Consider the following 11,317-nt stretch of genomic DNA (forward strand, 5'->3'; position numbering starts at 1 on the left):
AGTCCGGCGGGGCCGCCGCCGACGACCACGACGTCATATTCCATCGACTCGCGGGGGCCGTACTGCTCGATGAGACTTTGATCACTCACGGTATGCTTTCCATCGAAATAGGTCTGATCTGGTCATCGCGTGGGGATTGTCTCGCGCGATCGCAGGAAGATGCACCCATCCTATCGCCGAACGGGCGGGCGACCGCTCCCAGAACCTGCCCATTTAATGACAAATCCTGCCACTGCGTGGCCGGTGACACGTCGATGACGACACGACCTGTCGCCGTGCGGTGTGTTTTCGGCGCACAGCGATCGATGGAGATACGCGGACGGGCGGCATGGCCCACCCGTCCCGATGCGGATCAGCCTGCTGCCCCCGGATGGTGGGCTGTATTAGCCGCGACTGCGTTCGAGCACGCGGGGGCGCCCGACGCGCGGCCAGAACCTCATTGATTGACCGCGTCCTTGAAAGCCTTGCCCGCCGTGAATTTGACGGTCTTTGCGGCGGCGATCTCGATTGTTTCGCCCGTCTTCGGATTGCGTCCGGCGCGGGCCGCGCGCGCGCCGGTTGCAAACGTGCCGAAGCCGATCAACTGCACGGTCTCGCCCGCTGCAACGGTTTTCGAAACGGCGGCCAGCACTGCATCAATCGTTTCGGCGGCAGCGTTCTTCGCGATGCCTGCCTCCGATGCAACCGCATCGATAAGTTCCTGCTTGTTCATGATCACTTCCTTACGAAGGTTAAGGCTGGCCCGGGTGGACTCGGCGCCCGCTACCTTACCGGACGAACTGCCGCCACGCAAACGAAGCCCGGTTTCGATTGCGGGAAACCCTGTCGCCCGGACGACTCACGGAGGAAGTACGGTTCAATCTTCTGCTTCGATCTGGCTGCGTTGTGTGCTCGGCTTGTTCGTCAATTTAGACGGTGCGTCGATCAAATCGGCGCACCGTATCCAGTCCTCTCCCTGCGTTCAACCAAGCCAGCCCTTGATGGTATTCGCCATCACGTTCGTCGAGATGCCATATCGATCGTGCAGGGTTGGCAACGCGCCCGCAGCGAGGAACTCATCGGGCAGCGCAATCTGGCGATACATGGGCGTGACACCCGCCGTGAGCAGCGTGGTCGCGACCGCTTCGCCAAGGCCTCCGATCACCGAATGGTTCTCCGCGACCACAACCATCCGTCCAGTGCGCCCGGCTTCGCGCAGGATCGTCTCCGTGTCGAGCGGCTTGATGGTCGGCACGTGCAGCACTGCAACGCCGACGTTGTCCGCCTCGAGCGCCTTGGCCGCTTCGAGTGCACGCATGGTCATGATGCCCGACGCGATTACAAGGACCTCGGCGCCATCGCGCAGCAGCTTCGCCTTGCCGAGTTCGAACCGGTAGTCGTACTCGTCCAGGACGGCGGGAACATTGCCTCGCAACAAACGCGCATACACGGGGCCTTTGTGGGCTGCGATCGCCGGCACCATCTGCTCGATATCGAGCGCGTCGCACGGATCGATGACGGTCATGTTAGGCATTGCGCGCATGAGCGCGAGATCCTCTGCGGCCTGGTGGCTCGGACCATAGCCCGTCGTGAGCCCGGGCAGCGCGCAGACGATCTTCACGTCGAGGTCGTCTTCGGCGATGGCCTGGTGCATGAAGTCATACGCACGGCGCGTCCCGAACACGGCATAGGTTGTCACCCAAGGCTGCGCGCCCTCGTGTGCAAAGCCTGCTGCCGCTCCCATCAGCAGTTGCTCGGCCATGCCCATCTGGTAATAGCGCTCGGGAAACTCTTTAGCGAAGATGTGCAGGTCGGTGTACTTGCCAAGGTCGGCGGTCATCCCGATCACGTTCGTCTTCTCGCGAGCCAGCTGTGCGAGCGCGTGACCGAACGGTGCGGAACGCGTGACCTGCCCTTCGCTCGCAATCGATGCAATCATCGCCGAGGTCTTCAGGCGCGGCTTCTTCACAATGGTATCGCTCATGCTTGTCTCCCTGCTTCGAGTGCTGCAAGCGCCAGTTGCCACTCATGGGCATCGACGCGGATGAAATGGTTCTTTTCGCGTTCTTCGAGGAACGGCACACCGCAACCCATGCGGGTATCGCACACGATCATGCGCGGCTGCGCTTGCGGATGATTGCGGGCCTTGTCGAATGCGGCCTTCACGGCATCGATGTCGTTGCCGTCCACGCGCTGCGTGTACCAGCCGAACGCGTCGAGCTTTTCGACGAGCGGCTCGAACGCCATGATCTGCGTCGAGGGACCATCGGCTTGCTGGTTGTTGACGTCGACCATCGCGATCAGGTTGTCGAGCTTCCAGTGAGCGGCCGACATGATGCCCTCCCAGATCGCGCCTTCGTCGAGTTCGCCATCCGAGAACAGCGTGTAGACAAAGGCGTCCGAGCCCTTGCGCTTCAGACCGAGGCAGCGGCCGACCGCGATCGTGAGACCGTGGCCGAGCGAGCCGCCGGACATCTCCATGCCGGGCGTGTAGGCGGCCATGCCGGACATCGGCAGGCGGCTGTCGTCGCTGCCGTAGGTTTCCAGTTCCTCGGGCGGCAGAAAGCCGGCTTCGAACAACGCGGCGTAGAGCGCGATCGCATAGTGTCCGTTGGACAGGAGGAAGCGGTCGCGGCCTTCCCACTCGGGGTTATCGGGCTGGTAACGCATCGCGCCGAAGTAGGCGACGGCGAGGACATCGGCGATATCAAGTGCCTGGCCGATGTAGCCTTGGCCCTGCACTTCGCCCATCAGCAAGGCGTTTCTGCGAATCCGATAGGCGCGCTCAGCGAGCGTCACCGCATCTGATGACGGACTGTTCATGGTGTCTCCTTGAAGTAAAAGCGGTTTTTTGAAGCAAACGGTGTCAGCGATTGACGGTCTTGGCCGGCACGAGGAAAACCAGTCCCGCGCCGATGACGATGGCGACGGAGATGAAGATGAGTCCCGCCGTCGACTTGCCGGTGAGGTCGTTCAGCCAGCCGACGATGGCCGGCGAGAAGAAGCCCGCGAGATTGGCGAAGCAGTTCACCGCGGCGATGCCCGCCGCAGCGGACATGCCGCCGAGGAGCGCGGTAGGCAGCGACCAGAACTGCGACGACGAAGCCAGAATGCCCGCAGCCGCAAGACTGACGCACACGAGCGACGGGCCGACTCCGCCGAGCATCGGCAGCGTAGCGAAGCCTGCCGCTGACACCAGCATCGGGATCGCAAGATGCAGACGCCGTTCGCGATGGCGGTCGGCGCTCGCACCCACCAGCGGAAGCGCAATGATCGCGCAGAGGTACGGAATCGCGGTGAAGACGCCCACCCACAGCGGATCAGCTACGCCCGATTTGCGGATGATCGTCGGCAGCCAGAACGTCAGGCCATACTGACCGAGCACCACGCAGAAGTAGATCGAAGCCATCAACCACAGGCGACGGTCGCCGATGAAAGACCCGATCGACACATGGGCGACCTTGTGGGCGTTGTCATTTGCAACGTTGCGTGCAAGAAGGGCTTTCTCATCGGCGGTGAGCCACTTGGCGGAAGCGATGCCGTTGTCGAGGTAGAACAGGATCGCGATGCCGAGGAACAGCGACGGCAACGCTTCGAGGAGGAACAGCCACTTCCAGCCCGCGAGGTCGTGTACACCCTGGAACGCATGCATGATGTAACCCGAGAGCGGCCCGCCTACGATCCCTGCAAGCGGTATCGCCATGAAGAAGAGCGAGAGCGCCTTGGCGCGCCGTGCCGAAGGAAACCAGTACGTCAGATAGAGGATCACGCCCGGTGCGAACCCTGCCTCGGCGACGCCCAGCAGAAAGCGCAGGACATAGAACGTAGTGGGCGTCTTGACGAAGATGAAGCAGGCGGAAATCACTGCCCACGTCAGCATGATGCGGGCGAGCCAGTTGCGTGCGCCCACCTTGTGCAACATGAGATTGCTCGGCACTTCGAAGAGGAAATAGCCGAGAAAGAAAATACCAGCGCCGAAGCCGTATACGGTCTCGCTGAATCGCAGGTCGTTGAGCATTTGCAGTTTCGCAAAGCCCACGTTGACGCGATCGAGATACGCGCCCAGATAGCACAGCATTAGAAAAGGTATCAGGCGCCGCGCGACCTTCGCATAGGTTTGCGATTCAAAGCTCGCCGAATCGGCGAACGACGCGACATTGGCCGTCACTGACGGCGCGGTGGACTTCGCTTTCATGTTTGTCTCCTGTCGGCCAGAGCTGGGGTTTTAGCGCTTACTCTGGCCCATGCAACATGGTTGCTGCAATATCGCCCCGGTTGTTATTCCGGGTGCATTGACCCATCCGCCGTGAGCGCGACGGACGTCGTTTCTTGACGATCAGTGAATCAACATGCCGCCGTTGACGTCGAGCGTGATGCCAGTGAGATAGGCCGACAATTCACTCGAAAGAAACAGGCACGCGTTGGCGACATCGGTGGCGTCGCCGAGACGGCCGAGCGGAATGCCCTTGATGATGTCGGCACGGATGTCGGTCGTGAGCTTGTCGCCGGTGATGTCAGTCTGGATCAGGCCCGGCGTGATCGAGTTGACGCGGATATTGTCCGAGCCGAGTTCTCGCGCCATCGCGCGAGCGAGGCCCAGCACGCCCGCCTTCGCGGCGCTGTAGTGCGGGCCGCCGAAGATGCCGCCGCCGCGTTGCGCGGAAACCGACGACATGCAGACGATGCTGCCGCTCTTTTGCTTTCTCATCTGCGGAATGACCGCTTGCGACATGTAGAGCGTGCCGCGCAGGTTCACGTCGATGACCGCATCGAAATTGCCTGCTTCGATGTCCATCGTCTTGAGCGGCTGCGTGATGCCCGCGTTGTTGATCAGGCCGTCGACCCGGCCGTACTTCTCGATGACTGCCTTCGCTGCTGCACTGCACGCTTCCTTGTCGGTCACGTTGCAAGCGAGGCCGAGGTGAGCTTCGCCGAGATCGCGCGCGGCGCCTTCGGCGTCTTCCTTTTTGAGGTCCAAAATAACTATCTTCGCGCCCTGTGCGGCAAGCGCTTTGGCGGTGGCCTTGCCGATGCCGCGCGGCGAGGCTGCACCCGTGACGATTACCACTTTGCTGTCGAGCAACATGCTTGTCTCCATTGATCGTGTTTGGTTGGTAGGCGCAGTTTCAGCGCTCTAACCATTGCGATCAATGCAGTTGGGCTCAACTATCGTTGAAAAAATTTCAGGTATCGCGGCGGGCGTGACCAGAGGGCGACAAAGGGTCAGCGCCCCGCTGCGTCGTCGCGGCTGATTTCGTGCTCGACCCAGGCCAGAAACTTGGCGACGCGCGGCAGGTCGGCGTTCTGGGAAGGGTAAACGAGGTGATGGGCTCCGACTTCCACCGCATACGTGCGATCGAAGACCGGTACGAGCGAGCCTCGTTTGAGATGGCAAGACGCGAGCATCGTGCTTTCGAGCGCGATGCCGTGTCCCAGCGCCGCGGCTTCGAGCGACATGTACGAGCGGTCGAACGAAAAATCGTAGGCCTTGCGCGACACCGCGACGCCGAACTTGCCGAACCATTGCTTCCACTGCACGAGCGGCGTCTCCGAAAAGATCAGGCGCCGTTCGAGCAGATCTTCGGGCGTTCGCACCGGATATCGTCTCAGGTAGTCTTCCGATGCAAGCGGCGCGACGAATTCGTTGCGCAGCGTCTTGACCTCGCCGTCGGTCCAGTGAGCGTAGCCATGCCGGACGTCGACGTCATAGTAGCCAGACGTGAACGACACATCCTCGTACGAGCACGCAAGGTTCAACTGGATGTCGCCGTTCGCTTCCTGAAACGAAGCGAGCCGCGGCAACAGCCACATCAGCCCGAAGCTCGGGCTCGAATGAATGCGGAGAATCTCGACACCGGTCTGGCTCGATGCCCGCTCCGTCGCACGACTCAAATCGGCAAGCGATCCGGTGACGTCGGCCAGATATTGCTGGCCTGTAGGCGTCAGCACGAGTCCGCGCCCGAGTCTCGTGAAGAGCGCCCGTCCGACCATGGATTCGAGGTTGGCAAGCTGATGACTGACCGCCGATGGCGTTAACCCTAGTTCATCGGCCGCCCGGTTGACGCTCTTGGTCCGGGCAACGCTCTCGAACGCGATGATGGCTTTTAATGGCGGGATGCGCATTGTTCCTGGCTGCAGGGCGGCGTCCTGCATCGCTGATGGCGGTCCGGGGAATGTCGCGCATCCGCGAGGGAAAGGCAAGCGGGGTCGGCACCACGCCCTGCCCCGTGCGAACCGGAAACGGCCAGAACTTCTCCTTGCCTTGGAGGGCCTTCGTTCGCCTGATCGATGCGCTGCGTTGGAAGCACGACATTGCGCGGAACTGTTTGCAAAGGCGCTTCTTGACATCGTCGCGCGACGCGAAGTGTCCTTGCATGACCGGCGCGAGCTAGCCTGGCACCGGCCCCGTCGACTCGCGAACCTGCAGTCGCGCATGCACCTCATGTCCACGCCGGGGTTGCTTGCCGTCGAGCGCGTCGAGCAGGTGCTGCGCCGCAAGCCTGCCGATCTCGGCAGTATCGACTCGCATCGTCGTCAGCGCGGGGCGCATCTCTTTCGCGATCGCGAGATCGTCGAAACCGGTCACGGACAATTCGCCCGGAATCGCGATACCCAGGTCCTCCGCCTCGCGCAGTACGCCCAGCGCGATGTGGTCGTTGCCGCAGATGATCGCGGTAGGCCGCTCTCCCGGCGATTGCCAGATCGAGCGCAGACTGCGCCGCCCGAATCCGATCGTCGATTCGCCTTCGAACATGTGCTCCGGCCGCACCGCGAGGCCATGGCGTTCGAGCGCGGAACGGATGCCCGCGACCCGCGCCTGCACGCGATCGTTGTCGCGCGTCGGCTGGATGCAGACCGCGAACGCGCGGTGTCCGAGGGCGATCAGATGCTCGGTGATCTCCACGTACGCCGCGTGATTGTCGAAGCCGATGCAGTCGTGCGGACTGCCGTCGCGATACGCATACGTGACCGCATAAGGCACGCGATAGAGCCGCAATGCATCGAACAGTTCGGGCGGATGCGCCTCGCCCACGATCGCCATCGCCTCGACGCCGCGTGCCAGCATCGCGCGCACCTGCACGATCGCCTGCGCGGGATCGTAGTTCGAACAGCCGAGCACAAGCGTGATGCCGCGTGTCGCAAACGCTGCCTGCATGCCGCTCACCTGCGAGGCGAACACCTGATCGTCGAGCGTCGGAATGATGATGCCCGCAATGTGGCTGCGCGTGGAAGCGAGCGCGCGTCCCGCGGCGTTCGGAAACCAGTTGAGCGTGAGCGCGGCGTGCTCGACGCGCTCGCGCACACTGACCGAGACCTTGTCCGGCTCGTTGTAGACCCGCGAGACGGTCGCGGTCGACACGCCCGCGAGCTTCGCGACATCGGAGAGCACAGTGCGGCCCGTGTTGCGGCGGGCGCGGCCCGTTGGGGTGCGCGCGACGGCCGTATCGGCGGCGGGCGACGGAGGGTCGAGGGAGCGCGGCATCGGATCAGAAGGCGACGGTTGAACAAACGGGTACTGGACCCGTTTCGTCATCATACCGTCGAGGGATCGCGCCGGGCGCGGGTGCGCTGCCGTTCATGCGGCCTTGCCGAGCGCAGCGATGCGAGCGCGGAAATGCTCGGTGCCTGCGACGATCTTGTCGAGCACCGCGTCGAGCGCCCAGAACCGCTCGCGCACGTCATAGTCGATTGCGCGGCAGCGAATTGATTCGAACGTACCGATGCGCTGATGATAGATCTTCGCGAGCGCCGGATAGCCGAGCGCTTCCGAAACGGCCGACAGCACGAGAAACGTCGACAGTTCTTCCGCGAGCGCTGGGTCCTGTGCCGCATCGTTGCGCAGCCAGTTGTAGAGATCCGGGTGAAAGTTCGTGAACACGCCGTTGAAGCCCGCCGAGCCGGCCTTCATCGCGTCCCACGCGATCGCCGCGTTGGCGTTCAGGATCTTCAGCGGCGAACCCTGCGCGAGCGCGACGCGCCGCTTGACGGTATCGAGATCGCAGCTCACGTCCTTCAGCATGATGAAGCGGCCAGTGTCGATGCACATCTTCAGTTCGTCGTCGGAGAGGAGGCGCCGGTAAGGTGCGGGGCACTCGTAGAGTCCGAGCGGAATGTCCGACGGAAGGCGCGTCAGGAGCCGCTTGAGGTTCGCCGCGAAGGCCTCCGTCCCCTCGCGTTTCGGGTCAAGACGGTTCGTCACGAGCACGATGCCCTGGGCGCCCGTCGCTGCGGCGACGTTGAGTTCTTCCGCCTGGGCGTCGGGGTCGTCGCTGATGTGGCCGGAGACCACGACAGGAATGCGGCCGGCCACCTTCTCGACGACGAAGCGGCCCACCGCGCCGCGCTCGGCGAGGCTCAGGAACTGCATCTCGCTCGACTGCGCGACGGCGAACAGCGCGTCCGAGCCGTGCGAGATGTACCACTCGATCAGGCGTTCGAGTCCGGCGTAGTCGATCGCGCCGGAAGCGTCGAACGGAGTCAGCATCACAGGGACGATGCCTTCGATGGAAGCGGTGGATTGCACGGTGGTCGTCATGTCGGTCTCGCGAAACGGGTTATATGGGTCGGGGCGCGCCACGCGGTCAGGCCTGCGCGCGAAGGGCTTCGACGGATGCGGGCTTGTCCTCGATGGGCTTGCGCACGAGCAGCAGATAGCTCATCGCGCCGACGAACGCGATGCCTGCCGCGGTCAGCAACGCGGGCACGAAGGACCAGTTCTGCGCGATGTAGCCAGTCAGGATCGGTGCGAGTGCGCCGCCCAGGAAGCCGCCGAAATTCTGTATCGCGCCAAGCGAGCCGATGCGGTTCGGCGGCGCCGCGGCGGTTGCCAGCGCCCACGAACTGGCGGACGCGGCATTGGCGAGGAAGATCACCACCGAGATGCACACGATCGCGATCGTATTGCTTTCGACGAGCGCCGCCGGAATCGTGAACGCGACCATGCCGAGCATCGCGATCACCACCGCGTTGCGGCGGCTCCCGACCGGATTCGTGCTGTCGCTCGTGATGAGATCGGAGAACCAGCCAGCCGTGAGCGAACCCAGAAAGCCACAGAAGAACGGAATCGACGCCGCGACGCCCGTGTGCATCAGGCTCATGTGGCGTTCCATCGTCAGGTAGCCGGGCAACCACGTGAGGTACACCCAGTTGAGGTAGACCGAGCCGAAGAAGCCAATCAGCATGCCCCAGGTCGTGCCGTGCGAAAACAGCGAACGCCAGTCGGCGAACGTTAGCGACGGCGCGGGCTTGCGGTCCGCCATGTCGCCTTCGAGATAGCGGCGCTCTTCTTCGGTCATCGTGGCCTTCACCGGGTCGCGATACACCGCGAGCCATACGACCGCCACGACGAGACCGGCAATGCCCGTCACGATGAAGGCCCAGCGCCAGTGGAAATTGACGACGAGGATCGACAGGCAAAGCGGCGCGAGCGCCGTCCCGAGCGGGGACGCGGAGTTGAAGATGCCGGTCGGCTTGCCGCGCGCGCGCAGCGGAAACCAGTTGCTTACGACGCGCGCCGCCGACGGAAACTGCGGCGCCTCGCCGATGCCGAGCACGATCCGCGCAAGGATGAACCAGCCGAAGGTCGATGCGAAGCCGCCGGCGGCCTGCGCGAGCGACCAGACGATCAGGCCGATGCCGAGCAGCTTGCGCGGCCCGATGCGGTCGACGAGCCCGCCCACCGGCAACTGGAAGAGCGCATAGCTCCAGGAGAACGCGGAGAGCAGCAGCCCCATCTGGCCGAGCGACAAGCCGAGGTCATGTCGGATCAGCGGATTGGCGACGGCGAGCGTGCCACGGTCCAGATAGTTGACGATGCCGCTCACCATCAGCAGCGTGAGCGCCACGATCTGGGCGCGGCGAATTCGTGGTGGCGCCTGCTCGTGGCTGGGGGTTGCGCTCATGATCGTTGTCTCCGTTTCATGTCGTTGGTTGAGATGCGGCGGGCCGCGCCGATGCGATGTCAGGCGGCCGGAAGATGCGCGTCGACCTCGGCGCGCATGGGAATCGAGGACTGCGCCCCTTTCTTCATCACGCTGAGCGCGGCGGCGCGCTGCGCGAAGGCGATGGCATCGCTCAGCCCTGCGCCGCGCACACGGGCGGCTGCGAAGCCGCCCGCGAAGGTGTCGCCGGCACCGGTCGTGTCGACTGCGTCGACACGCGGCGCCGTCATGTGACTCTCGCCTTCCGGACCGCTGTACCAGACGCCACCCGCGCCGAGCGTCACGATGACCGTACGCGCACCCTTGCGCCGGAGCGCATCAGCTGCCTCGCGGGCGGCGGCGATATCGCTGACGGCGATGCCTGTCAGCGCTTGCGCCTCGGTCTCGTTGACAATCAGGAAATCGACTTGCGCGTACAGGTCGTCCGGCAACGGCTGCGCGGGCGCCGGGTTCAGAAGAACCGCCGTGCCGTGCCTCACCGCGACATCGACCGCCCGGCGGACCGCGTCGACCGGCACTTCCAGCTGGCAGACCAGCATGCCGGCGTTCGCGATCAGATCGGCGGCCGCATCGACGAGTTCAGGCGTGAGCCGTACATTCGCGCCGGGCGCCACGACGATCGTGTTCGCTCCGTCGGCCGCGACGGTGATCATGGCAATGCCGCTCGGCACCGCTTTGAGCCGCTGCATGTGCGCCGTGTCGATCCGATCGCTCGCCAGGCCGTTCAGGAGGGTTGCACCGAAAGCGTCGTCGCCGACGCATCCGACCATCGCCACCGATGCGCCCAGCCGTGCCGCAGCAATCGCCTGGTTCGCGCCCTTGCCGCCCGGACACGTTTCGAAGCCGCCACCCAGCAGGGTTTCGCCGGACGTCGGAAGGCGAGCTGCGTGCACCACGAGGTCCATGTTCGCGCTGCCGACGACGACGATGTTTCCTCGTTCGCGTCGATCGAGACCCGCGACGGGATCAGAAGTGTTCAATTCAATCATCTCCGAATCATGGTAGCGCTTACATTTATGAGCGTGCTTGTTGGATATGAATCCGTAGTTTCGTGAAGTCACGTCGTGTTAGCGCTTACATTTTGCGTCGATCCAGAACGTGTTGCAAGCAGGTCAACGGCGTTAGCGGGTATACACCGACGACGTCAGTCGCCGAAAACCTTGGGTCTTTCGGGGATGTGCGCTCGAACCGTGATCGCGCGATCAGGTCGCGAAAAGACGCGAGCGCATGAGAAGCGAAGGCCCGCGGGCCGGCCGCGGGCGTGACGATGACTCTCGACTATGCGAGCCGGCCGTCGCCGGCCAGTCGTTGCTCGCGCTGTCTCAGACAGCGCGGCGCACCATCAATTCCTTGATCTTGCCGATCGCCTTTGTCGGATTGAGCCCCTTCGGGCACAC

Annotated in this window: 10 protein-coding genes and 1 pseudogene; all 11 read right to left on the reverse strand. The window is 63.7% G+C overall.

Going from position 1 to position 11,317, the window contains the following annotated elements; all coding sequences use genetic code 11:
* Positions 1 to 436 precede the first annotated feature (436 nt).
* Positions 437 to 793 carry an HU family DNA-binding protein gene (locus AWB81_RS37150; RefSeq protein ID WP_445344347.1) on the reverse strand — a complete coding sequence of 119 codons (357 nt, stop codon included), beginning with the start codon at positions 791 to 793 and terminating at the stop codon, positions 437 to 439.
* A gap of 168 nt (positions 794 to 961) precedes the next feature.
* On the reverse strand, positions 962 to 1,963 hold the full coding sequence (locus AWB81_RS37155) for a transketolase family protein (protein ID WP_062642930.1): 1,002 nt from the start codon (positions 1,961 to 1,963) through the stop codon (positions 962 to 964).
* On the reverse strand, positions 1,960 to 2,802 hold the full coding sequence (locus tag AWB81_RS37160) for a transketolase (RefSeq protein WP_062642931.1): 843 nt from the start codon (positions 2,800 to 2,802) through the stop codon (positions 1,960 to 1,962). The genes AWB81_RS37155 and AWB81_RS37160 overlap by 4 nt, the downstream gene beginning before the upstream one ends.
* 43 nt (positions 2,803 to 2,845) lie before the next feature.
* Positions 2,846 to 4,174, reverse strand: coding sequence for an MFS transporter (locus AWB81_RS37165; RefSeq protein WP_062642933.1), 1,329 nt, complete (start codon positions 4,172 to 4,174; stop codon positions 2,846 to 2,848).
* A 141-nt stretch (positions 4,175 to 4,315) separates the two neighbouring features.
* Positions 4,316 to 5,065 carry an SDR family NAD(P)-dependent oxidoreductase gene (locus AWB81_RS37170; protein WP_062642935.1) on the reverse strand — a complete coding sequence of 250 codons (750 nt, stop codon included), beginning with the start codon at positions 5,063 to 5,065 and terminating at the stop codon, positions 4,316 to 4,318.
* A gap of 137 nt (positions 5,066 to 5,202) precedes the next feature.
* The gene (locus tag AWB81_RS37175; RefSeq protein ID WP_062642937.1) at positions 5,203 to 6,102 is read right to left on the reverse strand and encodes a LysR substrate-binding domain-containing protein; all 900 of its coding nucleotides are present in this window, start codon (positions 6,100 to 6,102) and stop codon (positions 5,203 to 5,205) included.
* A 265-nt stretch (positions 6,103 to 6,367) separates the two neighbouring features.
* Positions 6,368 to 7,462 (reverse strand): LacI family DNA-binding transcriptional regulator, encoded by a 1,095-nt coding sequence (locus AWB81_RS37185; protein ID WP_235026102.1) that lies wholly within the window; start codon positions 7,460 to 7,462, stop codon positions 6,368 to 6,370.
* Positions 7,463 to 7,555: 93 nt separating this feature from the next.
* A complete protein-coding gene (locus tag AWB81_RS37190; protein ID WP_062642941.1) occupies positions 7,556 to 8,515 on the reverse strand; it encodes a Dap2 family DHDPS-related protein in 960 nt (319 codons plus the stop codon).
* A 46-nt stretch (positions 8,516 to 8,561) separates the two neighbouring features.
* The gene (locus tag AWB81_RS37195) at positions 8,562 to 9,881 is read right to left on the reverse strand and encodes an MFS transporter (protein WP_062642943.1); all 1,320 of its coding nucleotides are present in this window, start codon (positions 9,879 to 9,881) and stop codon (positions 8,562 to 8,564) included.
* Between the two features lie 59 nt (positions 9,882 to 9,940).
* Positions 9,941 to 10,849, reverse strand: a complete 909-nt coding sequence (rbsK, locus tag AWB81_RS37200) for a ribokinase (RefSeq protein ID WP_268811794.1) — start codon at positions 10,847 to 10,849, stop codon at positions 9,941 to 9,943.
* A gap of 393 nt (positions 10,850 to 11,242) precedes the next feature.
* Positions 11,243 to 11,317 (reverse strand): annotated as a pseudogene (sdhB, locus tag AWB81_RS45230) (succinate dehydrogenase iron-sulfur subunit); the annotation flags it as partial.

It is taken from the genome of Caballeronia arationis, from assembly GCF_001544975.2.
Taxonomy (GTDB): Bacteria; Pseudomonadota; Gammaproteobacteria; order Burkholderiales; family Burkholderiaceae; genus Caballeronia; species Caballeronia arationis.